25 protein-coding genes are annotated in these 25,073 nt (G+C 64.6%); 12 read left to right on the forward strand and 13 right to left on the reverse strand.

The features are described 5' to 3' along the window. Positions 1 to 240: 240 nt before the first annotated feature. From BLV07_RS40820 to BLV07_RS48130, 3 genes are all read right to left on the reverse strand, one after another. Positions 241 to 1,134: an efflux RND transporter periplasmic adaptor subunit gene (locus BLV07_RS40820; protein WP_176946092.1), complete on the reverse strand. Its 894-nt coding sequence runs from the start codon at positions 1,132 to 1,134 to the stop codon at positions 241 to 243. 428 nt (positions 1,135 to 1,562) lie between these two features. Next, the gene (locus BLV07_RS40825) at positions 1,563 to 2,702 is read right to left on the reverse strand and encodes a lactonase family protein (protein WP_176946093.1); all 1,140 of its coding nucleotides are present in this window, start codon (positions 2,700 to 2,702) and stop codon (positions 1,563 to 1,565) included. Positions 2,703 to 2,826: 124 nt separating this feature from the next. Beyond that, positions 2,827 to 2,964 carry a hypothetical protein gene (locus BLV07_RS48130; protein WP_176946094.1) on the reverse strand — a complete coding sequence of 46 codons (138 nt, stop codon included), beginning with the start codon at positions 2,962 to 2,964 and terminating at the stop codon, positions 2,827 to 2,829. A gap of 121 nt (positions 2,965 to 3,085) precedes the next feature. Here BLV07_RS48130 and BLV07_RS48135 point away from each other — a divergent pair, with 121 nt between their 5' ends. Together BLV07_RS48135 and BLV07_RS49940 are read left to right on the forward strand one after the other, a co-directional pair. Continuing rightward, positions 3,086 to 3,256 carry a hypothetical protein gene (locus tag BLV07_RS48135; protein ID WP_176946095.1) on the forward strand — a complete coding sequence of 57 codons (171 nt, stop codon included), beginning with the start codon at positions 3,086 to 3,088 and terminating at the stop codon, positions 3,254 to 3,256. Between the two features lie 85 nt (positions 3,257 to 3,341). Then, positions 3,342 to 3,464, forward strand: a complete 123-nt coding sequence (locus BLV07_RS49940; RefSeq protein WP_256477651.1) for a hypothetical protein — start codon at positions 3,342 to 3,344, stop codon at positions 3,462 to 3,464. A 131-nt stretch (positions 3,465 to 3,595) separates the two neighbouring features. Here the strand turns inward: BLV07_RS49940 and BLV07_RS40835 are convergent, their stop codons facing one another. The 7 genes from BLV07_RS40835 to BLV07_RS40865 all read right to left on the reverse strand — a co-directional run bounded on the left by BLV07_RS40835 (position 3,596) and on the right by BLV07_RS40865 (position 12,122). Then, positions 3,596 to 4,549, reverse strand: coding sequence for an MBL fold metallo-hydrolase (locus BLV07_RS40835; RefSeq protein WP_091897885.1), 954 nt, complete (start codon positions 4,547 to 4,549; stop codon positions 3,596 to 3,598). Between the two features lie 176 nt (positions 4,550 to 4,725). Continuing rightward, on the reverse strand, positions 4,726 to 5,511 hold the full coding sequence (locus BLV07_RS40840) for an SDR family NAD(P)-dependent oxidoreductase (protein ID WP_244551391.1): 786 nt from the start codon (positions 5,509 to 5,511) through the stop codon (positions 4,726 to 4,728). Positions 5,512 to 5,639: 128 nt separating this feature from the next. After that, on the reverse strand, positions 5,640 to 6,845 hold the full coding sequence (locus BLV07_RS40845; RefSeq protein WP_091897887.1) for an NAD(P)/FAD-dependent oxidoreductase: 1,206 nt from the start codon (positions 6,843 to 6,845) through the stop codon (positions 5,640 to 5,642). A gap of 118 nt (positions 6,846 to 6,963) precedes the next feature. Next, positions 6,964 to 7,269 carry a hypothetical protein gene (locus BLV07_RS40850; RefSeq protein ID WP_244551392.1) on the reverse strand — a complete coding sequence of 102 codons (306 nt, stop codon included), beginning with the start codon at positions 7,267 to 7,269 and terminating at the stop codon, positions 6,964 to 6,966. A gap of 98 nt (positions 7,270 to 7,367) precedes the next feature. Next, the gene (locus tag BLV07_RS40855) at positions 7,368 to 8,327 is read right to left on the reverse strand and encodes a helix-turn-helix transcriptional regulator (RefSeq protein WP_091897888.1); all 960 of its coding nucleotides are present in this window, start codon (positions 8,325 to 8,327) and stop codon (positions 7,368 to 7,370) included. A 331-nt stretch (positions 8,328 to 8,658) separates the two neighbouring features. Next, positions 8,659 to 11,322 carry a bifunctional diguanylate cyclase/phosphodiesterase gene (locus BLV07_RS40860; RefSeq protein WP_091897889.1) on the reverse strand — a complete coding sequence of 888 codons (2,664 nt, stop codon included), beginning with the start codon at positions 11,320 to 11,322 and terminating at the stop codon, positions 8,659 to 8,661. 107 nt (positions 11,323 to 11,429) lie between these two features. Further along, complete coding sequence (locus tag BLV07_RS40865) at positions 11,430 to 12,122, reverse strand: hypothetical protein (protein WP_091897890.1); 693 nt, start codon at positions 12,120 to 12,122, stop codon at positions 11,430 to 11,432. A gap of 177 nt (positions 12,123 to 12,299) precedes the next feature. Here BLV07_RS40865 and BLV07_RS40870 point away from each other — a divergent pair, with 177 nt between their 5' ends. Together BLV07_RS40870 and BLV07_RS40875 are read left to right on the forward strand one after the other, a co-directional pair. Further along, positions 12,300 to 13,343, forward strand: coding sequence for a LysM peptidoglycan-binding domain-containing protein (locus tag BLV07_RS40870; RefSeq protein WP_091897891.1), 1,044 nt, complete (start codon positions 12,300 to 12,302; stop codon positions 13,341 to 13,343). 181 nt (positions 13,344 to 13,524) lie between these two features. Next, positions 13,525 to 14,793 carry a Spy/CpxP family protein refolding chaperone gene (locus BLV07_RS40875; protein ID WP_091897892.1) on the forward strand — a complete coding sequence of 423 codons (1,269 nt, stop codon included), beginning with the start codon at positions 13,525 to 13,527 and terminating at the stop codon, positions 14,791 to 14,793. A gap of 107 nt (positions 14,794 to 14,900) precedes the next feature. On the opposite strand, the gene BLV07_RS40880 is transcribed toward BLV07_RS40875, so the two are convergent. Continuing rightward, positions 14,901 to 15,620, reverse strand: a complete 720-nt coding sequence (locus BLV07_RS40880; RefSeq protein WP_244551393.1) for a hypothetical protein — start codon at positions 15,618 to 15,620, stop codon at positions 14,901 to 14,903. A gap of 245 nt (positions 15,621 to 15,865) precedes the next feature. On the opposite strand from BLV07_RS40880, the gene BLV07_RS49945 reads away from it, so the two are divergent. The 6 genes from BLV07_RS49945 (at position 15,866) to BLV07_RS40905 (ending at position 18,792) form a co-directional block, all read left to right on the forward strand. Beyond that, the gene (locus tag BLV07_RS49945; protein WP_210187849.1) at positions 15,866 to 16,501 is read left to right on the forward strand and encodes an IS1595 family transposase; all 636 of its coding nucleotides are present in this window, start codon (positions 15,866 to 15,868) and stop codon (positions 16,499 to 16,501) included. Further along, positions 16,470 to 16,778, forward strand: a complete 309-nt coding sequence (locus BLV07_RS49950) for an IS1595 family transposase (RefSeq protein WP_210187850.1) — start codon at positions 16,470 to 16,472, stop codon at positions 16,776 to 16,778. Before BLV07_RS49945 ends, BLV07_RS49950 begins: the two co-directional genes overlap by 32 nt. Then, positions 16,775 to 17,011: a hypothetical protein gene (locus tag BLV07_RS40890; protein ID WP_143035671.1), complete on the forward strand. Its 237-nt coding sequence runs from the start codon at positions 16,775 to 16,777 to the stop codon at positions 17,009 to 17,011. Before BLV07_RS49950 ends, BLV07_RS40890 begins: the two co-directional genes overlap by 4 nt. 443 nt (positions 17,012 to 17,454) lie before the next feature. After that, the gene (locus tag BLV07_RS40895) at positions 17,455 to 17,994 is read left to right on the forward strand and encodes a hypothetical protein (protein ID WP_091897894.1); all 540 of its coding nucleotides are present in this window, start codon (positions 17,455 to 17,457) and stop codon (positions 17,992 to 17,994) included. Between the two features lie 166 nt (positions 17,995 to 18,160). Beyond that, a complete protein-coding gene (locus tag BLV07_RS40900; RefSeq protein WP_091897901.1) occupies positions 18,161 to 18,391 on the forward strand; it encodes an AbrB/MazE/SpoVT family DNA-binding domain-containing protein in 231 nt (76 codons plus the stop codon). Then, entirely contained in the window at positions 18,388 to 18,792 is a 405-nt protein-coding gene (locus BLV07_RS40905) for a PIN domain-containing protein (protein WP_091897895.1), read from the forward strand. The genes BLV07_RS40900 and BLV07_RS40905 overlap by 4 nt, the downstream gene beginning before the upstream one ends. A 210-nt stretch (positions 18,793 to 19,002) precedes the next feature. Here BLV07_RS40905 and BLV07_RS40910 read toward each other — a convergent pair whose 3' ends face one another. After that, positions 19,003 to 21,450 (reverse strand): adenylate/guanylate cyclase domain-containing protein, encoded by a 2,448-nt coding sequence (locus BLV07_RS40910; protein WP_091897896.1) that lies wholly within the window; start codon positions 21,448 to 21,450, stop codon positions 19,003 to 19,005. Between the two features lie 207 nt (positions 21,451 to 21,657). Continuing rightward, positions 21,658 to 23,712 (reverse strand): AsmA family protein, encoded by a 2,055-nt coding sequence (locus tag BLV07_RS40915; protein WP_091897897.1) that lies wholly within the window; start codon positions 23,710 to 23,712, stop codon positions 21,658 to 21,660. Positions 23,713 to 23,960: 248 nt separating this feature from the next. Here BLV07_RS40915 and BLV07_RS40920 point away from each other — a divergent pair, with 248 nt between their 5' ends. Then, on the forward strand, positions 23,961 to 24,635 hold the full coding sequence (locus BLV07_RS40920; protein WP_091897898.1) for a Crp/Fnr family transcriptional regulator: 675 nt from the start codon (positions 23,961 to 23,963) through the stop codon (positions 24,633 to 24,635). 160 nt (positions 24,636 to 24,795) lie between these two features. Beyond that, positions 24,796 to 25,073: transposase (locus BLV07_RS40930; protein WP_143035672.1), on the forward strand; the 278-nt coding region annotated here is incomplete at its 3' end.

Below are 25,073 nucleotides of genomic sequence, written 5' to 3' on the forward strand. Positions count from 1 at the left end.
CGGTAATCGCAGCTCTTGTAGGGTGGGCAAAGGCGCAAAGCGCCGTGCCCACCATCTATCCAAGTTTTCGATAGAAGACGTGGGCACGCTTCGCTTTGCCCACCCTACGATGTGCGCGTTGTTGCGCACACCTGCATCCACGTCGTCATTGCGAGCGTAGCGAAGCAATCCAGAATCTTTCCGCGGAAGGACTCTGGATTGCTTCGTCGCAAGAGCTCCTCGCAATGACGATCGTGGCTGCTATTTCGCCGCTTCCGCGCTCGCCATCACCGGGCGCACCGGATCGCCCTCACGCAGCAGCGCGCCGGCGCGGGCGACGATCACGTCGCCATCGTTGAGGCCGTCGCGGACCTCGATATTGCCGCCCGACATCAATCCGATCTCGACGCGCTTGGTCTCGACGCGATTGCGGCGGATCACCTGCACCACTGTGCCGGCCGAGGAATATTGCACGGCCGTCAGCGGCACCGCGACGTTGCAGCTCTGCCCGGTCTTGATCAGCGCGCGCCCGCTCGCGTTGAGCAACAGGCGCTTCTGCGAGGAGATACCGATATAGACCATGCCCTGCTGGATGTTTTGCTCGACGGTCGGCCCGATGCGGCGAATCTTGCCGTCGATGTCGCCGGCGCCGGCGATGCGCACGGTCGCCTGCTGATTGACGGCGAGCTTGCGCATGTCGGTGGTCGCGACCAGGCCGACCAGATCATATTCGCTGCGCGCCACGATCGTGAACAGGGCCTCGCCCTTGGCCGAGGCGAAATTGCCGATCTGCGCGGTCGACGTGGCGATCACGCCCGCCACGGGCGCGGTGACCTGAAGCGTGCCGCCTTCCGGTAGCGCCAGCCGCGCCAGCACTTGGCCGGCAGTGATGGTCTGGCCGGCTTCCGCCAGCACCTCGGTTACCTTCAGGCTGGGACGTTCGGGCCGCACCGAGGTTTCCTCGCGCGCGATGATCGTGCCGGTGGCCTCGACGATGTCGGAGAAGCAGGATTTCGCGACCTTCAGCACCGTGACCGCCGGCCCCTTGGGGGCATCGTCCTCGGCGGCTCCGGCCGGATATGGGCCGAGAGCGAACACGCCGGCGATGGCTGCGGGAAACAGGCTTCGGGCAACGGCACGGGGCAAATGACGCATCGAAAATTCCACGGGTTCAAGCCCTTCAATCGATAGCAGATGGCAACGGGCCGGACTACGGCAGCGTTGTCCCATGGCGGGATGCCACGCCGGCGCGGGCCGCCGCGGCAAGTCTTTGATTAGTCGCGGGATTGGAGATCAGGTTCGCTCCGCCGGACGGGGAGGTCGCAGCGGGGCTGGCTGGCCGTCAGCTCCGGCGATCACCCAGCAGCTTGCCGGTGGCGCGATCGATCAGGTGCAGGCGCGTACAGGCCTGACACGGCACGGAAACATGCGTCCGATCGGTTGGCTCGTCGCCAAGCCAATATTGCACATTCATGCCGGTCTGGGGGCACTTGAAGACGATATGACGGTACATGCCCGATGATATGGCGCCAAGGCGGGCCGCGCGAAATTACGGATGATTACGTAGGCCGGCCGCGCGTCCCTCACGGCAGGCTCAGAAACTCCACCCAGTTCGGCTTCTTGCCGGTGGGATAGGATTTCAGCTTGGCGAGCGCGCCGCTGCTCTGGTCGATCGCATAGACCGTCATGCCGTCGGAGAGTTCGCCGACGGCGGCGAGATAGCGCCCAGAGGGATCGATGTTGAAGCCGCGGGGCTGCTTCTCGGTCGGCACGCTGCCGATCGTGGTCAGCTTGCCGCTGGTTGCATCGACCTTGTAGGCGGTGAGCGTGTTCGTGGTGCGCTCGGAGGCGTAAAGGAAGCGCCCGTCTGGGGTGATGTGGATGTCGGCGGCCCAAGGCTTTTTATCGGAAGCTTTGCCGTTGAACCCTTCCGGCAGTGCGGTGGTGCGCTGGATCTCGGTCCAGGCGCCGCTCTTGGCGTCATAGCTAAACGCCGCGACATCGCCGTTCAACTCGTGAACGAGATAGACGAACTTGCCGCCCGGGTGGAATACGAAGTGCCGCGGCCCCGATTTTTCCGGCACCTTGTGGGCCGGCGGATCGCTCGGCGTCAGCGTGCCGGTCGCGGCGTCGAACGCAAAGCTCAGCACCTGGTCGGAGCCGAGATTGGTCGCGAACACGAAGCGGTTGTCGGGCGAGGGCAGGACGGCGTGCGCGTTCAGCCCGGTCGGGATCACCTGCTTCGGCTCACCGACGACGCCGTTGGCTTGAAGCGGATTCAGCGCAACCTTGTTGCCACCATAGGAGGCACTGAACAGGAACTTGCCGCTGCGATCGACGGCGATATTGGCCATGCTGTCGGCGAGCGGCCCGTTGCCGACATGGCTGAGCTGGCCGGTCTTGGGGTCGATCGCGAAGCTCACCGCGAGGTATGGCTGCGAGCGGATGCCGGCGATCAGCACGCGCTTGTCAGGCGTGATCGCGAGCGGCGTCGAGGATCCCGGCTTTTCGACGCCGGTGAAGGCGGCCGTCTGCACCGGCATCATCTCGCCGCTCTCGGCCATCTTGAACACGCTGATGTCGTTGCTGTCGGCGTTGCCGACATAAGCGAAGGTTTCGGCCATGCCGGCGCGGACTCCAGGAATGAGGGCGAGAAAAGTGAGGGTGGTGGCGATCGCAGCGCGCGGCAGGCGTGATGCGATGCGTCGGGTCGGTCTCAACATGGTTTCCTCCTCGAAGCCGGTGCGGCATTGTCGTTTTGCCGTCGAGGATAGCGGGAAGGCGCGCCGTCGCACCAAATTCCAGTTGGGATCGATCGATGCCGAAATTGTATCGGTCGCTCGGAGGCTACCGCACCGCCGCCGTCACGCTGCGGGAGGGCAAATGCGGGCCGGGCGGTTGGCCGGGCGGACCGAGCACAGTCCATACGGTGACCGCAAGCAGCCCGCAGGTCAGGATGGTCCAGGTGATCAGTCGTTTCCGCATCAGGCCAAATCCGGCGGTCGAATCTCGATGCTTCGGCCAACGATCGTGCACCGCAAACCGCGGCGATCCTATGACCTCGTTCACAGTGCGAACCAATGCCGCGCCAGCGCATTGAAGCATCATGCCCCGTGAAAACGATCTCGAAGGCAAGCCCGACATGGGCGGCAAGCATGGCGGTCAGCAAGGCCAGCCCAAGCTGCCGCCGCATCAGGGCGAGCGCGACGAGGACGTCGTGGCAAAGCGCCACACCGGTCAAACCGGTCGCAGCTCCCCGCCGACCAAACAAGAATAGCCCCGCACTCGCACCGGGAACGGCAGCCTCGCCTTGCCGTTACCCTGATCCTGTGGGCGGAGGAGATCGAAACGGAGGCTGGCACGTGTTTTGGATCTATTGGGACACCGCCTGGTCGCTGATCATCAGCGGCATCATGTTTGCGACCATCGTCAGCCATCCCGACGCCGAGATCGCCGAAGTGCGTGCCGCAAAAGGCATGATGTAAACGCCACGCGGCAAAGCGCGATGAGATCGGGTGATCGTCATCGCGCTTCGGTTCGCGCTGAGCATGATCCTTAAACCGCGGCAGACTTTGCGCCAACGCGGCCCTTCAGGTTCGGATCATGCTTCTAGCGGTCAGTAGTCCCAGAACGCCGGCACCCAGCGAAAGTGATCGCCGTCGACCGCCACCCGGCCGACCGATGGGAATGGCATGTGAGTGGCGACGAGGAGTTCTCCATTCGCCGCCAGCTCCCGCAAGAGACGGACACGAACGCGCGCCGCCTCTTCGGGATCGTGCTCGAAGCCGTTGTGCCACTCGGGGTGATCGAATCCGACGGTGAACACGGCATCGCCGGCGAATGTCAGCCGCTCGCCGCCGGATGCCAGGCGCACCACGCTGTGCCCGGGGGTGTGGCCGCCGGTGCGCGTGACCACCACTCCCGGCGCCACCTCGTGCTCGTCCTCGAAGGTGCGCAGCTGGTTATGGTACTCTTTCGCGAACCGCTTGGCGGTCGCCCGCAGCGCGTCCGGAAATCCCGGCGGCATCGCGACGTGGGAGAAATCGGGCGCCTCCCAGAACTTGACCTCGGCGGCTGCCACGTGGATGCGCAGGTCCGGGCGCAGCCGGTCCCTGACCTCGTCGACGAGCAGACCGCCAATGTGGTCCATGTGCATGTGCGTCAGCACCACGTCGGTCACGGACCCAAGATCGATGCCGGCGGCTTCCAGTCGCTTGCTCAACTGCCCGGCCCGCGGCAGGTGCAAGTCGGGGTCGGACCCTAGTCCAGCGTCGACGAGGATGGTCTGGCCGCCGCTGCGCACCACCACCACGTTCAGCGCCCAATCGAAAGCATCCGGCGGCAGGAACATGTCCTTCAGCCAGGCCGCGCGGACGGCCGGGTCGGCGTTGTGGGCCAGCATCGCACCTGGCAGCGTCAGCACCCCATCGCTGATCACCAGCACGTCGATCTCGCCAATCCGCAGCGCGTACCGCGACGGGACCAGCTCTTCGGGGCCTCTGCCGAGGTGTGCAGTGTCGTGCAAGTTCATGTTCGTCTTCTCCTGGGTGTTGCGGATCGTCTGATTCATTGTTGAAAGCTCCTGCGCTCTGTCTTGACGTTCAGTTCGGGAAAAGACCGCGCGTCTCCCGTGGGCAGCGCGGTCAATGCTGGTGTGTCCCGTGATGATTTATCGAACGCGACGTGCGGCTGCCCCAGAGCGATTGCCGTCGCTATAGAGTGATTGCTGCCAACGCATGCGCGCAGCTATGCCAGTCCCAGGCCGCCGTCGATCGCGACCACCTGGCCCGTCACCCATTCTGAAGCGGGGCCGGCAAGCCGGACGATCCATTCTGCGACATCGTCCGGAACGCCGCGTCGCCCGAGCGGTATGCGCGCGCGCTCCTGCTCCTTGATTGCGGCAGCCTGCTCCAGGGACAGCCCCATCATGCCAGTCAGAGCGCCAGATTCCGTGGGTCCCGCAGCGACCGCGTTCACGCGTATACCGACCGGTGCGAGCTCCAGCGCCCAGCAGCGAGTCAAGTGCTCCAATGCCGCCTTGCTGGCTGCGTAATGGGACAGGGCGCCCGCCGGCTTGTGGCCGAAAGTGCTCGAGACATTGACGATTGTGCCCTGTGTTGCCTTGAGGTGGGGCAAAGCAGCAGCGGCGAGCAGACTTGGGCCGATCACATTCACGGAAAAGATGTCCATGATCCGATCGGCCGTCGCGTCGGCCAGCGGAAGAATTGCGCCTGCGCCTGCGTTGTTGACCAAGGCATCGACCTTGCCCCAGGTATCGACCGCCTTGGCAATTGTGCGCCTGGCATCTTCGGCGGAGGCGACATCGGCAACCAGGCCGGCAATGTTTGCATGCTCGGCAACCGTTTCTTCGATAGGACCGGGACGGCGGCCGGTCACGAGCACTTTGTCGCCTTGTCTGGCGAAACGTAGTGCCGCTGCGCGCCCGATGCCCGAGCTGCCTCCCGTCACGATGACGACATTTTCACTTTTCATGTTCGATCTCCTTCTTCGCTGACAGCGCAGTCCAGCCACGATCGCGTGGCCGATGTCGTGTGAGTGCCTAAAGCGCGATGAGATCAGGATGAATCGTCATCGCGTTTTAGGTTATGTTTGAGCATGATCTTTTCGGAAAACCGCTCCACACTTTTCCGGATCATGCTCTAGAGGTCAGTCACACGCTCCGGATCGGCCGAGGCCAGCGCGACGGCACGTTCGGCGCGCGGCGGGTAGATCCAGACGGTGTTGATCTCCCGTTTCGTCTTCTTGGCGACCTCGCCGACCATCTCCACGTTGCGTTCCCAGCCGCGCGTGAACAGCGCGCCGGCTTCGCCGAGATCGAGGCACGTGACATAGGCCTTCTGGTGATAGGGCCTGGTCGGCAGGCCCAGCAGCCCCGCGGCCGCATTGTTGCCGGCGAAGGCGCCCATGCGCGTGGCGTGCTGGCACGACATCAGCGCGTAATTGCCCTCGTCGTCGCAGGCGGCACGCGCCGCATCGCCGGCCGCGAACACGCCCTGGACGCCTGGCACCTGCAAGCAGCGGTCGACCAGCAAGCGGCCGAAACTGTCGCGCTCGGCGGGGATCTGCGCGGTCAAAGGCGCGGCACGAATGCCGGCCGCCCAGATCACGGTCTCGGTCTCGATGTGTTCGCCGCTGGACAGGGTGACGCCGGACTCGTCGAGCGAGGCGACGCCGGCACCGAGCCGGGTTTGAACACCGAGCTTGTGAAGGGCGTCCTCGATGACGGGTCGAGGACCTGCGCCCATGTCGGGCGCGATCGCATTGTTGCGCTCGACGATGATGACGCGGGTCTTCGCGTTGGCGCCGAGGATGTCGCGAAGCCGTGCCGGCATTTCGGTGGCCGCCTCGATGCCGGTGAAGCCACCGCCGGCGACGACCACCGTGTCGCGCCCGTTCGTGGCCGGCCGCTTGGCGAGACCATGCAGGTGCTTGTCGAGCGCAATCGCATCGTCGAGTGAATCGACGCTGAAGCCATGCTCGGCAAGGCCCGGAATGTTCGGACGGAACAGCCGGCTGCCGGTGGTCACGACGAGGCGGTCGTAAGAGAGCGTCTTCTTCGTGCCCTTCGCCGTGGCGATCTTCACCATGCAGGATTTGGTGTCGACCGTCTCCGCTCTGCTTTGCACATAGGTGACGTCGATGGCCTCGAGCACGTCGAGCAGGGGCGCCGTCAGGGTCTCGGGCTTCGGTTCGTAGAGCCGCGGGCGAACCACGAGCGTCGGCTCGGGGGCCACCAGCGCGATCTCGAGCGCCTCTGGCGAGACGCCCTGGATCTCGCGCAGGCGGGCTGCGGAAAGGGCGGCGTACATGCCGGCGAAGCCGGCGCCGATAATGACTAATCGCATGGGTTTGCTCCTTGGTAGGCAGTTTCGAAAGTCCGCGCGCGGACCGTCGCTGCTCCGCTCAGGGCAGCGTCCGGCGATGGCACGAAGAGATGAGAAGAGATGATGTGAAACGCTGGTCTTAAGGCGCTACGCAGCGCGACAGCGTCGAATTCGGAGGCCAGGCTTGGCGAAAAATAACCGACTGAGCCGCGCTCGGGCCCCAGTCCTGGTAGGGAAGGCCGGAGCCATCCCGGGTCATGATCGACATCAGCGGGTAGGCTGGGTGCAGGGCCTGCGCGGGAATCTCCACCTCCTCGCCCGTCGCGGACGTGAAGCGAACGGCCAGCGAGAGTCCGTACAAGGTTGCGGTCGCAAGACCTCGGCGGCGCGAGGCGATCACCCGCCGGCTGATGAAGTTTTTCCAGGTCATCTTTTTCCAGGTCATCTTCGGTCTCCGTCGATTGGTCCGGGCATGGTGATGGTTTAGCGGATCGGATCTGCCGCTGCGCCAGAGCGATTGCCGTGGTTACAGCGCGATTGCTGCTAACGCTGGCGCCTGCGCCAGTCGCTCGGGCTCTCCCCGGTCAGCTTCCTGAAGGCAGCCGCGAATGCCGTCTGCGAGGAATAGCCAAGCGCGGCTGCGATCGAGACCACCGCATCGTCACTGTCGCGCAGCATCGTCATGGCCTGCTCGAGGCGGTGCTGGCGCAGCCAGGCATGCGGCGACAGCCCGGTGCTTTCCTTGAAGGCACGGCAGAAGTGAAAGCGCGACAGACCCGCATCGGACGCCAGCGCATCGAGCGAGACGTCTGCATCGCTGTCGGACCGCAATCGTTCGATCGCACGGAGCAGGACCTTCGGCGACAGCCCGCCCATGGTCGGCTGCAATGTGGTCGGCGAGCCCGAATGGGCCGCCAGAACGCGCGTGGCCAGAAGATCCGTCAACTGATGCCGGAACAGATTATCCAGCGCGCCATGGCCCTCCAGCGCGTCCGCTGCGCTCAGCAGCAGTCGGGACGTGATGGGATCCGGATGCGCCGTTCGCTCCAGCAGGTCGGCCGGTCCGGTGGTCCCGGCCTCGTCGGCAATGCGCTTCAGCGTCGCATCGGGAAGATAGAGCTGAACCACGTCGACGGGCTTCGGAATGTCCCACCTGGAGCTCGATCCTTCCGGAATGATGATCAGGACCCCGGGGCGAAACGTACCGATCGCGACCGATCGTCCCGAGCGCCGCTCCATGCGCTGCATCACGCCGTTGTAGGCCATGATCACGTGGTGGCTCATGGGCTCGACGACGTCGTGCAGCGGATCGTGTCTCCAGTGCGCGAGGCCGGCGCCGGAAGCATCCAGCGCCATGCGAAACGGTTCGGTCCTGAGCACGCGCGCCATCTCCGCACCGGCGGCGCGCCGGTCGGAATGCGAGTTGTCCTCCCCCTGTGCGCCGGGCGCGGGTGGCAAGCCCTGCTGCGAGGGATCGCGCATGGGAGCAGTGTGTCCGGTCATTGTCGCGCCTCCTGATCAGTCGAACTTCAAATCAGTCACCCGTATTTGTACGGACGGCGCGCGTTCTATGGCTGCGAGGGCCCAGCGTATTGCCTGAAGCGGCCACGCTTTGTCCGATCCTGCTCCAAGCAGGCGCAGGGTTTCGCGAACGCACGATGGGCGGCGGGTGAGGAAAGCGCTTTATGACAAAAAGCGTGACAGGCGGTCGCACGGCTGTCGCGAGCCGACGTTCCGCGTTCGGTCGCGTGTCATCAGCCCAGCCGCATCACGAGCGTTTCGATGCCGATCGTCGCGGACACCGCGGATGGAGCGGCAGTCATCAGCGCGCGGCTCAAGCTGCGGCCGCCTGCGCCGACAATAGCTGCTTCAATTTCGCCGCGGGCACGGCCGGGCTGAACAGCCAGCCCTGCATCTGGCTGCATCCGAGCTGACGCAGCACCTCGCGCTGGGCCTCGGTCTCGACGCCTTCGGCGGTCGTCGCCATGCGGCGGGCGGCGGCCATGTGCACCACGGCCTGCACGATCGGCGAGGAATCGTCGGGTTCGCCGATGTCGCTGATGAAGCTGCGGTCGATCTTGATCTTGTCGAAGGGGAAGCGGTGCAGATAGCTCAGCGACGAATAGCCGGTGCCGAAATCGTCGAGCGCGATGCGCACGCCGAGCTCGCGCAGCTGCTGGAGGATGGTCAGGGCCTCTTCGTCGTCGCGAATGAGCACGGTCTCGGTGATCTCGAGCTCGAGTCGTTCCGGCGCCAGCCCCGATTCCGCGAGCGCGGCGGCGACCTTGAGCGCCAGCGTCCGCGAGCGGAACTGCACCGGCGAGACGTTCACCGCAATGTGGATCTGGCCGGGCCAGCTCGCGGCTTCGGTACAGGCCTGCTTCAGCACCCATTCGCCGATTTCGCCGATCAGGCCGGTCTCTTCGGCAACCGGGATGAAGTCCGCGGGCGAAACCATGCCACGCTCGGGGTGGCGCCAGCGCAGCAGCGCCTCGCAGCCGGTGACGACATTGGCCGCGAGGTCGACCAGCGGCTGGTAGTGCACCTCGAACTCGCCGCGCGCGAGCGCATGCCGCAGATCGAGCTCGAGCTGCCGGCGCGCCTTCGCCTTGGCGTCGTATTCGGGTGAGAAGACGCGGAAGGTGCGGCGCCCTTCCGACTTCGCGGCGTACATCGCAAGATCGGCGCGCTTGAGCAGGTCGTCGATATTATCGCCATGGTCGGGCGCGATCGCGATACCAATGCTGGCATCGGTCGGGATCTCCTGGCCCTTGCAGTTGACGGGCGCGCGCAGGGCATTCAAGATTGTTTCCGCCAGCGCGGTCAGCTGGGCCTGATCGTTGGTGCCGGCCTTGATGATGGCGAATTCGTCGCCGCCGAGCCGTGCCACCATGTCGTTGCCACTGACGCAGGCGCGCAGGCGGTTCGCGACCTGGCGCAGCAGCTCGTCGCCGACCTCGTGTCCCAGCGAATCGTTGACGCCCTTGAACTCGTCGACGTCGATATAGAGGATCGCGAACGGCTTGCCTTGGGCAAGCTCGGCGACGCGGCGCTCCAGATGCCCGCGCATCAGCACGCGGTTGGGTAGGTCGGTCAGCGCGTCGTAATGCGCCATATGGGCGATGCGCTCGTCGGCGCGAATGCGCGCGGTGACGTCGTCATGGGTGGCGAGCCAGCCGCCGGCCGCGCCCGGCTGGTTCTTGATCTCAATCAGCCGGCCGTCGGCGGTCTCGACGATGGTGCTTTGGGTGCGCCCGACATTGCTCAGGATGTCGTCGCAATAGGACGGGACGTCGCCGTGGAACGAGCCGGTATCGTGGCGATGCCGGATCACGTCGCGGAAATGGGCGCCGGGCTTCACCACCTCGCTCGACAGGGCGTACATCTCGATATAGCGCCGGTTGCAGACGATCAGCCGCTCGTCCTGATCGAACATCAGGAGGCCCTGCGTCATGGTGTTCATGGCGGTGTCGAGCCGCTGCTTCTCCAGCGAGAGCCGGTGCGTCACCTGGCGGAAGATCAGATAGAGCGTGAGCACGAGCAGGCCGATCGACACCACGGCCACTGTGACGAAGAACTTCGTCTGCGTGCCCCAGGTGGCGAGGGTCGCATCCAGCGACTTGGTCGCGACCACGACCAGCGGCTCGCCGGTGAGGAGGCGCGAAGCGACGATGCGGTCCTTGCCGTCGATCGGACTTGCGAGCTTCGTGGTGACGAAGGTGCGCTCGAACACCGCCATCTGCTCCGGCGTGCCCTTGCGGTAGTTCTGCCCGATCATCGCATCGACGCGCGGGATGCGCGCGAGCAGCTGGCCGTTCTGGTGATGCATCGCGATCGAGGATTCTTCGCCCAGCCCAGTCGAGGCGAAGAAGGATTCGAGCTGCTCCGGCGCGATCGCGCGCGAGACGAGCCCAAGGAATTCGCCGTGAGGGCCGGAGACGCGCCGGGCGAACACGATCGCCGGTCCGTTGCCGAGCCGGCCCTGTACGACCTCGATCTCTTCCTGCGCGGCCGGATCATTCTTGAGGCGATTGAAATAGCCGCGGTCGGCCACCGAGATCTCGGCGACCGGCCAGCGCCGCGACGAGTTGATCAGCACGCCCTTGGAATCGAACACATTGGCGCCGGCGACGTCGGACCAGCCGCTGGCCTTTGCGCGCAGCACCTCGTGCATGGCGAGCGTGCCCATCTCGCTGCGGAACACCTCGGCGGATTCGATGCCGCGGCTTTCGAGCTCGGCGATGATGCTCTTCTGGAGCACCGCAAAGTCCTCGAACTCGCGGTCGAAATGCCGCGCCAGCATGCGGACGGAGTTTTCCAGGCTGTCGCGGCCGCTCTCGATCGCATTCTGCCGGAAGCGGTCGACGGTGAGCGCCGTGCCGATGGCGGTTGCGGCCATCAGCACGAAGCCGCCGACGATCAACCATGTCAGCGGTGCCCCGCGCCAGCGGCGCAGCAACGCGCGCATCCGCGCGGTCCATCGGATCGATGTGCCCATCCAGCCCTCCCGTGGGACGCAAGATGCAGCAAAACCGACAAGACCCCGTTACCAGCAAGGGTTACGAAAATATGAATCGGAGCGGAATCAGGAGGTTGTTCCCGGCGTCACCGCCGGATCTCCCACTTCAGGGCTTCCGCATTCGCCTTGGCGAACATCGCCGGCACGTCGAAGGTGCCGGTCTTGAGATCATAGCGGCAGCGCCAGTCGGCGAGGCCCTTCATGGCGACGTTCTTCGGATGCTTGTCCATTTCGCCCGACAGCGAGATCACGAGGTAACGGTTGTCGGGCCATTTCACGCCGAGCCCGCGATAGGCCTCTTCCGTGCCTTTCACGAGATTGGCCGAGATGTGGCAGTCGAGCTTCATCTTCCGCGTGTCCGGCCGGCTGTGGAAATAGGCCCAGGCGAGATCGCTGAGCGAATGCTTCGTCGCGCTGACGAAGGCGCCCTTCTCGACATGGTAGAGAAAGAGGTCTTGCTCGCCGGAGCCGGTCTTCTGCATCCGCACCAGCCATTGCGAATCGCTCGTGAAACGGAAGCCGGCCGGATAGCCCTGCTCGGGCTTCAGCTCGGTCATCCCTTCGCCGTGTCGCGCCCACACCTGCCATTTGACGTCGAAATCCTCGCCGTCCTTCATGTACTGCTCGAGCTTGGTGGCCTTGTCGGGCGAGGTGAAGCCGAGATGTTCATCGTCGGTGAGGACGAAGCCCGGCGGCGGGCCGGAGGCAGCAAGCGCAGGCGAGGCGGCCAGCGTCAGGGCAAGCGCCAGCCATGGTGCAGGGCGGCAAAATGCGTTCACGGGGAAAATCCTTAAAAAAATTGGGCGCAATGCGGTCTCGTTGATTTGACGCCGACGGGGCCGCGCCGGTTCATCCCGGGCGCGGCTGCGCATCATCCCAACGATCGTCTTGCTGCCGCAGCGAAATCGGCGCAATTTGCTGCCCTCGGCTGATTTGCGTCCCAAGGTTCATTTCCGATGATCACCGCATCCAAGGCCTTCATTGCCTTCTGTCTGCTCGCGGTGGGCGGCACCGTGCTGGTGATCGGCCCCACCGAACTGCGCCGCCTGCTGCCGGGCGAGGCGAAGACCGAAGTCGCCGCCAAGCCGGAGGCCAAGGCCGAAGCCAAAGTCGATGCCAAGGTCGAAACCAAGCCCGCGCTGAAGCCGGAACCCAAGCCGGAAGAGCAAAAGCTTGCCGCCAGCGCGCCGCCGGCCCCGGCCGCATCGCCGGCGCCCGAGCCGAAGGCGGGCGCGCTGGCCGAGACGCAGAAGCAGGTCACGGCGCTGGCCGATCTCGCGCCGGTCAAGCCGCCGGCGGCAGCGGCGGATGCGGGTCCCCGTTTCGACGTCGCGCGCATCGACGATCATGGCGAAGCGGCGGTGATCGCCGGCCAGGCCACGCCGGGTGCGAAGGTCGAGCTGCTGCGCGACGGCAAGCCGCTCGACACCGTCACGGCCGATGCGTCGGGCCAGTTCGTGATGACCCCTCCGCAGCTTCCTGCCGGTTCCTACGAGCTGACCCTGCGGGCGAAATCGACCGACGGGACCGTCACGCAATCCAGCCGCAGCATGCCGGTGACGATCGCCGAGGCCGCGCCGCCGCCGGCACCCGCCGCGCGGCAAGAAGCGAAACAAGAGCCGAAGCAGGCCGAGAAGCCTGACGACAAGCCGGAAGTCGTGGCCTCCTTGCCCTCGGCATCGCCACACCTGGCCTCAGCACCCGACAGGCCCGCGGCTCGGCCCAGATTGACGGGCGCACCGAAGCCGAAGGTGATGGCCCGGGCGGCGGGGACGGCTGTCGCATCGGCTTCCCCGGCGGACGCACTCAGTGGCACACCTGCGGAAGCGGGTGGCAGCCGTGTGATCTCCCGCGGCGACAGCCTATGGGCGCTCAGCAAGCTCGCCTATGGCGACGGCGCCCGCTACGCCGTGATCTTCAACGCCAACCGCAACAAGATCCACAATCCCAATTTGATCTATCCCGGCCAGACGTTTGTGATGCCGCCAAAGGCGCAGTGACGGGAACGGTCTTTCCTCTCCCTCTCGCCGCAAAGCGGTCCGCAAGCAGGGAGGGATAAGCTCGCCCGCGACGCTTTGCCCTGTGTCGCTCCGGAACTATCGGTTCCCCCGCGCGTCATTGTGATGCGACGCAGTGCGCGCTTGGCGTTGGGAGGAGGCCGAGGTGGTCAGGTCAGTTTTCATGTCCGGACGCATGGGACTGGCGCTGGCGGGCGCTGCTCTCATGTTTGGGGCACTGCTGCTGCCTGACAAGGCCGAGGCCCAGTTCGGATTGCGCGGCGGTCCTCTCGGCGTTGCACGTTTTGCCGTCGGCCACATGATCGGCCTGTCGCGCTTGCGCCATGCCCGCATGGCGGTGCGCGGTGGCCGATACCGCTCGGCCGCGCTGAGGTCGCAGGATCCCCGCGGCGCCGAGCGCGGCCAGCCGGCCAACCCTTACGTTCTGCGTGCGGCGCTGACCGCGCAGGCCGCGCTGTCGGGCTGGCAGGGCGGGCGCCGCCCGCAGGGCTGGTGGCGTCATCCCGACGGCAGCTATGGCTGGGTCGGCCCGGTGTTCTGGCCGTTCGCGCATGACGATCTCACCACCGCGATCATCTTCGGCGACACCACCAGCCTCTCGCTCTATGGCTATGGCGACATCTATGCCGCGATCTTCACGCCCTATGCCGCCACCGAGCTTGCTGCCTACACCGCGCCGCAAGGCCGGCGCGCGCGGCGCACCCCGTCCGCAGAGACTCTTTGCGAAGCCAGCGACACCGGCGGTCTGCCCGTCGAACGCGTCACTGCTGCCGTAGCGCCGAACGAATCGCAGCGCACCGCGCTCGACGAGCTCGCATCCGCCTGGAATGCTGCGCGCGACACTATTCGTGCCGCCTGCCCGGCGCAGGCCCCGGACACCGCCGCCGAGCGCCTCGGCCTGATGCGCGAGCGGCTCGAGGCCATGATCAAGGCAATTGACGCGGTCGCGCCGCCGCTTGTGAAATTCGTCGGTCTCCTCAATGACGACCAGAAAGCCAGGCTCAATGCGCTCGGCAATGAGCGTCGCGCCGCGCTTGCCGCAGCTCAGCCCAAGGACGCGCAGGCGGCCGCCGCCTGCAAGCCGGGCTACGATCCCCGCTATGACGAAAAGGCGCAGCGCCAATACGAGCAGCTGGTGCAGCAGCAATGGCCCGCGGACGACATTGCTTCCACGCTCAAGCTCGACGAGGTCGCCCGCGCCCGCTTTGAGGTGCTCCAGGACACCACGCTGCGCACCATGGAGACGCTGAGCGCCTGCCCCGCAGCGGCCGCCGCGACACCGCAGGTCCGCCTCGCCGCCGTGAAGGCGCGGCTTGAGACGATGCTGCAAGCGGTCGGCGGCATCAGCGATGCGCTCGACGATTTCGAGGCCGATCTGAGCGACGAGCAGAAGGCCGGCTTCGAGGCGATCGGACCGAAGCGGGGGACGTGATCACCCGCACGCCCAGTCGAACTTCATGTCCCTGAAATCGAGCTGCGCATTGCCGCCGCCAAAATTATAGCCGCCGAAATATTCCTCGAACTCGATGTAGAACGGGCTCATCTCGGGCACCGCCTGGCACGGCCGCATGGTGCCGCCGAGATGATTGTGGGCGTGGTCCTTGCTCCAATCGTGCAGGCGGAAATTGTCGCGGCCCGGCACGCCGCCGATGTAATAGTAGTAAGGCTGATAGCCGGTCGGCGGCTTCTCGCGAGTGTGCTCGTCCTGCGGGCCTTTGCCGGCGTTGGGATCGCTCGCACGCGGCGACAGCGAAATGCGCGATTTTCAATGAGAGCAGCGCGCGGAGCGCTGGCGAACATCTTCTGCCCGTAAGGCGGCGCGGCCTCGAAGAAGGCGCTGGCGCCGCCGACGTCAAGCCAGCGCGGACGCTCGGCCGCCGCAAGTGCAATCGGCGCCGGCGGGGTCGCGAGCGCGCCCTCATATTCGGCCTTCGTCAGCAGCAGCGCGGCATATTCATAGTCAAGGATGTCGGTCATCCGCGACAGCCGCGGATGCGCCGGCAGCGCCAGCACGGCCTCGCGGATTTCAGGATCGTCGGGCGCGCCGCCGTCATTGTGATCGGGCGCGGTGGCAAAGAACGACACCGCGACGATGTCTTCGCCATGCACGCGATAATCCTCCGGCAGCAGAAGCGTAAAACCGTGCATCAGCGGATAGCCGCTGACCGGATCGAGCGGCCATTCTTCGCTGGTGATGCCCGGCGGCAGCCCATAGACCCAACCATGATCGCGCGCACGGTCGGCGGGACGGTCCAGCATCTGCAAATCATAAGCACGCGAAGGCAAGGCAAACGCCACAGATCGTCTCCATCCGGATTCTCGCGAAGCGAGGATTGGTCGCAGGGAGGCGGGATATGGTTCGTGGGAGGGTGAATTGCGCGAGATCCTCGGCTTCGCCGGCGCGCCTCCCAAGACGAAGGGCATCGGCTGCAGGGGGGGGGTTATATACCAGTTGACACAGAACTAAAGTTCCCTTATTTTTCTCATCAATAAGGGGAAAACCAATGTTGACGCAGTTCAAGACTCTGACCGATCTGATGATCGCCTTTCAGGACCCGCAGACTGCGATTGACCATTTCACCGCCATCCGCTGGCCGGAGGGCGCTGTCTGCCCGTACTGCGATTGCCAGAAGGCTTATACCCTCAGCCGCAAGAACAAGTTCCGCTGCTCTGACTGCCTTCGCAATTTTTCGGTGACGGTCGGCACCATCTTTGAGGATACCAAGCTCCCGCTGCGCATTTGGTTCGGCGTGATCTGGCTCATCACTAGTCACCCGAAGGGCATCGCCTCGACCACGCTGGCGCGGGACCTGGGTATCACGCAGAAGTCGGCATGGTTCGTCCTGCATCGCCTGCGTCATGCGGCGCGCACTCGCTCATTCAACAAGCCCCTCGATGGTGTGGTTGAAGTGGACGAGACTTACGTCGGCGGCAAGGCGATCAACCGTCACAAGCGCCGCAGCGGCACGCACGGCGGTCCGAAGGACAAGACGCCGGTCATCGGCGCGGTTGAGCGTGACGGGGAAGTTGTCGCCAAGGTTCTGCCAGAAGCCAACAAGAAGACCATGCACGAGCTCGTCAATGAGACGGTCGCGAAGGACGCCAGCCATGCTGGCGACCGATGCTCACCCCGTCTATAGGCGGCTTGAGGGCTATCAGAACCACGAGATCGTCAATCATCAGAAGGGCGAGTACAAGCGTGGCGAGGCCCATACCAACAGCATCGAAAGCGTTTGGGCACTCCTCAAGCGCCAGATCGTTGGTACCCATCATTGGGTGAGCGAGAAGCATCTGCAAAAGTACGTGCAGGAAATGACTTGGAGGCTCAACCGCCGTAATATGTCGGCGGCCGACCGCATGAATGATCTGTTCGAATGCGTCGCTGGCGCGCTCCCGTATAAGGTCCTGATCTCGTGAAAAAGCCGAAGATACGAAGTCAGCCGCCCGAGCCGCCATTCGGTCTCGATATGCCGTTTGACGAAGCTCTCAAGCGCTTCATCGGGACAGACCCGAAGGAAGTGCAGGCGAACATCGACAAGTCCAAAAAAAAGAAACCGCCGGGCACGAAGCCCGACGGGAAGAACTTGCAGCAAGAAAACGTCGTTTCGCTACGCAGCCGAAGGATGCGGAAACGAAATGACGGTCGCTGAGGTTCGGCTGGTCCGACGCCGGCGCCAATGACCGCGAACGTGCTGGATCACTCCATCACGAATGCGATAATAGGGATCGACGTAGATCCATTTCGGGGGAGTTGCAGTCATAGTAGACCTCATCTTCTGAGGCCCTTGAGCCCGAGTCGGCGGCACGCTATATTGCCGGCTCGCGGTCGAGTGGGCGCTGGGAAAGTGCCTCGACCACGGAACTAAACATCAGCCCCTTTCGCGTCTGATCCACGCGTCTGGGGCTGTATGCGTTTAGAACGCTCATCATCTACATAGCCGGATTCACCGGGTCATTCAAGGAACTTTCGAATGACCCTCTCGACACGCCCAAAAGGTTAACTGATTCTTAACAGGAAGGGTTAACGGAATCCTCTCATTGCGCTGTTCCCGCCGTCGTGATACAGATCTGACAATTCGAAACCGGGGCCGGAATGATGGATCAGGTATTAGCCAAGGCCTTGAAAAGGCGTCTAGAATTGGAAAACGAACTGGCGAAGTTAGACCAGTTCATTGAAATGTACCGCGATCTCGAGGGAACGAACCGGGAAGCTGTTGATACCGGGGGTAACTCTCAGTCCCAAGACCGTCCGTCTGAGGTCGCGCGCGTGGGATCAGAATCGGCGATACCGATTCGCCCACGAGGCCGCCCTGCCGACTTCGTGAGGATCATGGAGGGTGTTCTCAAGGATGCGGGGCGACCTCTGAACCGTGCTGCGATGGTCGCAGAAATTGAGGTTCGCGGCATCAACATTCCGAGCCAAGACAAACCGCGATACGTCGGAACTATACTTTGGCGAGCGCGGCATAAGTTCGTTCACATTGCTGAATATGGATACTGGCTGAAATATACAGCACTGCCAGAGGTTGGATACGATCCCAAGTCCTACGGACCATGGCTCGCCGACGCCACCAACATCTCCATCGACCGCAAAGACCAGCCAAATCTCCCGAGCATTCAGGAGGATGATTGACGCGACTGTTGCCTAGAAATTAATCGCATAACTTATCTGCGACATCGGCTGCGACACCTAGTCGTCTAGTGTCCACTCGTATATATGTTCCGTTTGCAGGCCTCTTGAGGAGAAATGATATCCGTTTTATGATATACAGTAGCTGATGTATATCATGGAGGGTCCCGTGCTCGTTTCCAAATGGGGAAATAGCTTGGCGGTTCGCCTGCCCAAGGCGCTTGTCGAGGCCCTGAATCTTTCGCCCGGCGACGAACTCAACGTGGTGGAGGCCTCGAAGGGCCGGCTCGCAGTAGAGAAGATCGACAAGCGAGCGGAATTTCTCAGGCAGGTGGAGCAGTTCCAGTTTCCCCTGCCCGAAGGCTACAAGTTCGATCGCGATGAGGCGAACGAGCGGTGAGCGCCTTCTTCGACAGCAATATTCTGATCTACGCCTATTCGACCGACACAAAGCGCCAGCGGGCGCTGAACACGATTGCTGGCGGTGGTGTCATCAGCGCGCAGGTGCTGAACGAGTTCACCAACGTGTTGCGTAAGAAGCAGAAGCAGGATTGGCCAATGATCGAGGCAGCTGTGCAGTCCCTCCGCTTTCGCTTTCCCGACATCTTGCCGCTGACATCACACACGCACGCCGCGGCGCTTGCGCTTGCCAGCGGTCACACCCTTGCCTTTTATGACGCGCTGATCGTCGCTGCGGCGGTCGAGGCCGGCTGCGACACGCTCTACAGCGAAGACCTGCAACACGGCCGCAGCATCGGCGGGCTCACCATCGTCAATCCGTTTCTCGGGAGCGCACCGTGAACGCCCAGACTCACGTCGCCAAGATCTGGAATTTTACGCATGTCCTGCGCGATCAGGGCGTCTCTGGAGCGCTTTCGTAACGTCGCGAAATCGGCCTGAGCGCCCGATCATGTCAAATCACGCCAGCCCCCGCGCGAGACGCGCGTAACCCATTGATCTTGCAGGCCCGGCTACTGTGCATGGGGTTGTTTTCGCACTTTTTTGTTTTGGCTACCCTCGCCGCCGTGCCGCCGCGGTATCCACCACGTTCTCCATCTCCTCGCGCCAGGACAGGATCTCCATCGCCAGCACGGGGTGATTGAAGCCCTTGAGCTGGAGGTCGTCGAGGGCGCGGGCTTCGACCCAGGGCTCGACCATGCCGTAGACGCGGCGGCTCACCACGATCTGGTTGGGCTTGGCCTCGCCGCAGAGGCGGGAGGCGAGGTTGGTGACGCTGCCGATCGCGGCATATTCCAGCCGCTGCTCGAAGCCGACCTGGCCGAGCGTCGCATAGCCGAGCGCAATGCCGATGCCGAAGCCGAGGCTATGTCCGCGGTTGCGCCAGCGCTCGGTCAGCGGGCCGATGGTGTCGCGCATCTCCACCGCCATCTTCACCGCGCGCTGGATGTGGTCCTCGAATTGGATCGGCGCGTTGAACAGGATCATCACGCCGTCGCCGGCGTATTTGTCGAGCGTGCCCTCATATTTGAAGATCAGCTTGCCGAGCGCTGCGTGATATTCGCGCAGCACGTTCATCGCCTCTTCCGGCTCGGTCGCTTCCGTGAACGCGGTGAAGCCGCGCAAATCGCAGAACACCACGGTCACCTCGCGGCGTTGGCTGGTGAGCAGCCCCTCGGGGCTGTCGGAGGAGGCGATCAGCTGCGCCACCTGCGGCGCCAGGAAACGCTCGAGCTTGCGGATGCGCTCGATCTCGCCGAGCTGGGTCTTGACGCGCGCCTCCAGCGATTTGTTCCAGTCCTTGAGCTGCTCGGTCTGCTCGCGCAGCTTGTCGGCCTGGGCGCGCACGGTCTCGTTCGCCGTCTCCAGCGCGTGGCTCTTGTGGTCGACCTCGGTGAACAGCCGCGCATTGCGCATCGCCAGCACCGCCTGGTTGGCGAAGGTGCGCATCAGGCCGATGATGCTGGGGGCGAATGCGCCGCTGGCACGGCGCAGCACCACCAGCGAGCCGAGCGTGCCCTGCTGGTCGACCAGCGGCACCACCAGCACCGCGTGGAAGCCGGCATTGATCGCAGCGTCGCGCAGCGGCTGCTCGAAGGCCTGGTCGAGATCGGCCAGCGCGATCGGCTCGCCGCTCCCGGCCGAATCGCTCAGGATGTTCTCGCCTTCGTCGATGGTGACGTGCATGCCCTCGGCCGATTTGTCGATGCCGCCCGCCTCGACCAGGTTGAAGCGGCGCTTGTCCGCATCATAGCCGTAGATCAGCACGGCATCGGCATGGGTGATCTCGATGGCGCGGGCCGCGATCGTCGGCAGCACGGCATTGAGATCGAGCGAGGAAGAGACCGCGCGGCCGACCTCTTCCAGCACCTTGAGCTCGTGGATCGACTGCGCGAGATCGCGGGTGCGCTCCTCGACCTTGGTCTCCAGGTTCGAATAGGTCTCCTGGATCTGATCGGCCATGCGGTTGAACTGGCCGGCGAGGTCTTCCAGCTCGTCGGAGGTGTGGACGTCGATGCGGTGACTGAAATCGCCCTCGCCGAGCTTGTGCGCGCCGTCGCGCAGCGCCGTGATCGGGATGATCATGCGGCGGGCGAGCAGCGTGCCGGCGAGGATCGCGACCATCAGGCCCATGCCGATCAGCAGCGCGATGCGTACCAGCTGGTCGCGGATCGGCATCAGGGCCTGCGTGGTCGGCTGCTCGAACAGCACGCTCCAGCCGAGCTTCGGCACCGTGCTCGCGGCGCTCATCACCGCATGGCCGTTGAAATCGGTGCCCGACGTGTCGGGCTCGCGGCCGGGCGCAATCGCGGCCGCGACCTGCGGCAGCTTCGACAGGTCCTTGCCGACATCGGGCCCTTTCGAGGACGTCGCCAGCACGCGGCCCCGCGGATCGACCACATAGGCGAACGCGGCCTTGCCGACCTGGGCGTCGGACAGGAAGTCGGAGAGGAAGCTGAGATCGATCTCCGCGACCGTGACGCCGGCGTTGAAGCCGGAATGCGCCACCGAGATCGACATGTACGGGGTCCGGTCGGCGAACCAGGCCGGCGCGTAGCTGACGCCGCGGGCGACGGTGTCGGTGAAGCGCATGTCGCGGGAGAGGTCGGCATTGCTCCCGGTCGTGGTCGACTGGCGCGAGACGCGCAGCACCTCGCGGCCGTCGCCGTTGAGCTGGAACAGCTGGTTGACGACCGAGACCTGATGCAGGAGCGATGCGTAGTCCGCACGGCGCTTTTCGAGCGTGTCCTGGCTCGCCCGCGTCACCCAGCTGATCTGGCGCTCGAGCTCCGAGATCGATTGCTCGATCCGCCGCGCGGCGCCTTGCGCCTTGTCCTCCAGCCCATCGGTCAGCGACGTCCGGGTGGCGCGGTAGGAGATCCAGGTCTCCATCGCGCCGTTGACGGCGAGCACGAACACGACGAGGCCGACGAGGGAGACGACATATTTGGCGAACAGGCCCTCGCGCAGAAACCGTGTCTTGTCGTTCGCTCCTGCCATCCCGATCCTCTCGCGCCGCCATTGCCGCTGCGCGCTACCGGCCGTACCGGCCCTTTCGCGCCGTTCTACCACAATTTGGGCCAGGGGATTGCCAAGGGGCCGGCCGAGCCGCCGTTGTGGTTACCCGCTGTGGACGCCAGAAGCGGTGGCAAAGGGGCAGTTGGAAAAGGGGATTGAATTGCCGCAGCCTGCGCGTTGGTCCGCCCCTCATCGATTAAAGAGCTGCCGCAGCACGTCGTTCATTGGCTGACTGTCCTGCTGCGCGACCGGCGGGTCCTCCAGGGCGGGGGCCGTAGGCGAGGCCTGTGGAGCCGGCGTGGATGGCGTCGCCGGCAGGCTGCGGCTGCGGCCGGCGCCAGTGTTGGATCCCGCGCCGCTGGAAAGCCCCTGCTGGATCAGATTGCCGATGGCTTCGCCCAAGGGGCCGCCGAGCAGATTGTTCTGTCCCGGCTGCAGACCTTGCGGATTGGCATTGCCGGTCGCGTTGCCACCGCCCGGTGCGGTGGTGCCGCCCAGCCCGAGGCCGCCCAGGATATTGCCGAGCCCGGCGCCATCAGGTCCGAACAGGCCCTTGCCCATCTCGCGCAGCTTGGCATAGGCGGCGTCCGGATTATCCAGCACGCCGGCCATGTCTGGATAGATCCGCGGCTGCGACCAGGTGCCCTGGATCATCACGGGAATGCCGAAGCCGACCGGATCGGAGGTGCGGCCCTGGCCCTCGGTCGTCATCACGAGCTTGGGCTCGACGCGGAAGCCCATCATCTTGGTGTCCAGGGCGATGGTGCCGGCGCCGGTCACGCGCACCAGCGGTCCGATCAGATTGAGATCGGTCGTCACCGCCTGGCCCTTGTCGATGCGGAAGGAGGCCGAGAGCTGCGACAGGTCCGTGCTCTGCTCCTGGCCGGGGTCCTGGCTTTCTTGCCAGCCGGACAGCGTGCCCGTGGTCAGCGAGCGGATCATCTGCGCGACATTGATGCCGCGGATCGCGCCGTCCTGGAAATTGACGAAGGCCGTGCCCTGCATGTTCGCCATCAGCGCACGCTGGCTGGCGCCGGCGCTGCGCAAAGCGAGCTTGGCCTGCAGCTTGCCGTCGATCCGGTCGAATTCGGCAAGACCCTGGAGCAGTGGCCGCGCGCGCACGCCGACCAGATCGGAATGCATGGCGAAGCTCGGCGCGCCGGTGGTCGCATCCAGGATCACCTCGCCCGAGACCTGGCCGCCATAGGCGCCGAGATTGGCAGTGCCGGCCTTCAGCACGCCGCCGGCGAGTTTTGCATCGAGCGCGAGCGGCGAAAGGCTGGCATCGCCGATCACGGCCTCGTTCGCCGAGATCCTGACTTGCGCATCGACATAATTGAGCCCGGAGACGTCGATCGGCGCATTGCTCCAGGGTTGTCCGGCCGCGCCCTCCGGCGATTTCGCCAGCGGAATCGCGAGCCGCTGGAAGTCGAGATCGACCTTGATCAGCGGCTTGCTCGCGATGTCGACCGAAGCCCAGCCGTTGAAGGCGCCGTCGCCGAGCCTGCCGTTCACGCCGTTGAACATCACGACATCGCCGCTCAGCCGCATGTCGGCGTGACCTGCGAGCTGGGACTTCAGCACGTCAGGCATGTCGATGGCGAAGTCGACCGGAATCGCCGGCCGGTCGCCTGGCGCCGTCGGCGTGCCCGCCTTGATGTCGAACTTGGTCGGGTGCTCGCCGACGCGCGCGGTGCCGGTGATGTTGACCTTGCGGTCGCCGCCAACGACGGCATCGGCATTGATGGCGCTGATGCGGCCCTCGACGCGATCGCGTATCCGCGCGAATGCAACCTCGCCGTCGGTGATCTTGACGCGGTCGATGGTCGCGCCGCCCGTGTCGAGCGCGAGCGGCTTCGACGCGGTGCCGGCATTCGGCAGGCGCTCACGCAGCAGCGGCTGGTAAAGCACGGGATGGGTGACGACGAGCTCACTGATCTCAGGCCGGCCCGACCATACGCTGGAGAGCGACATGTCGGCCTGCACGCTGTCGACCGTCAGGCGTGTGATGCCGCTGCGGTCCTTCGGGTCTTGCAGCGTGAGGTCGTTCAGGGTGACGTTCAACGTCGGCCACAGGCTGATCTTGGTGGTGCCGTCGATCGACAGGCGATAGCCCGTCGCGCTCTCGACCCGCGCGGCAATCGTCGAGGTCAGGAAGCCGGACGGGATTCCGACGACCAGCAGGACCGCGATCACGATGATGACGACAGCCAAAGCCGCGCCGATGAATTTCAGTGCTCTCATGTCGACTTCCCAACGACGGACGATCGGCAGCGAACCCGGCGGATTAACCGTCCTTTGCGCCCGTCTTTTGTGCCTGAGTTTATCCCGGGACGGGAAGCGGCTCCAAGCGCGCAAAAATAGTCGGGGGGTGCTGCAAAGTTATGTGACTTATGACACACTTCTCCGGCGCGGTTTTACGCGATCCTGATGTTGATGGTTCCAAGCGATTTGCCAAGGACATTCACGAGTAAATTGACGAGGACATTGAAATGAGCAAGCAGGCCGAATTTGCGGTCATCCTGAAGATGAACGCGATGTTCGCGGATCTCGGTGAGGACGAACTCCAGCGGCTGTCCAATCTGTGCCACACCCAGCATCTGGGGAGCGGCGAGGTGCTGTTTCAGAAGGGCGATCCCGGAAACGCGCTGTTCGGCGTGCGCCGCGGCCAGGTCCGCATCGAGACCGGCGCCTCCGACGGCAGCCGGCTGACGCTGAACTTCATGGGGCCGGGCGACCTGTTCGGCGAGGTCGCGGTGCTGGACGGCCAGAGCCGCACGGCGGATGCTACCGCGGGTGAGGCGAGCGAATTGTTCGTGCTGCGGCGCGAAGATTTCCTCGGTTTCCTCGAGCGCGAGCCAAAGGTCGCGATCAAGATCATCGCGCTGCTCTGCCAGCGCGTCCGCTGGCAGAGCGAGCGCATGGAGGAATCCATGCTTCAGCCGCTGCCGGTGCGGCTGGCGCGGCGGCTCTGCGCGCTCGCCGCCGATTTCGGCTCCGAGGTGCACATCTCGCAGGAGCAGCTCGGCGTCTTCGTCGGCGCCGCCCGCGAAAGCGTCAACCGCCAGCTTCAGGCCTGGCGCAAGGAGGCGATCCTGGATCTCCAGCGCGGCCGGATATTGCTGCGGAACATGACCAAGCTGACGGCGATCGCGCGGAACGAGTAGGGGCTCAGGTGCGCTCCTCTCGGCCGTGCCAGATGCGCGTGATGAGAATGTCGCCCGCCTCCGGAACGGTGACGTATCGCACGACGTAACCGGATGAACCTGGCTGTGTGAAAAGCCACGAGTCAGCTACGATTCCTCCGTTTCCTGATGGGGGATACGGATGGGACGCTTCGTTGAAGGTGCGGACAGATCCCAGCTGACGCTCTTGCCGGAATGTTTGGAGGATTGGGTAAGCGAAGACAACGCGGTCCATGTGATCGACGTGTTCGTCGAGGCGCTCGATCTGCATGGAATGGGGTTTGAGCGTGTGATCGCCAAGGAGACGGGCCGGCCCTCCTATCATCCGGCAGTCCTTCTGAAGCTTTACATTTACGGTTATCTCAATCGGGTGCAATCCAGTCGCCGCCTGGAACGTGAGGCGTGCCGCAATATCGAGGT

Origin of the sequence: Bradyrhizobium sp. Rc2d (genome assembly GCF_900099855.1) — a bacterium.
Classification (GTDB): Bacteria; Pseudomonadota; Alphaproteobacteria; order Rhizobiales; family Xanthobacteraceae; genus Bradyrhizobium.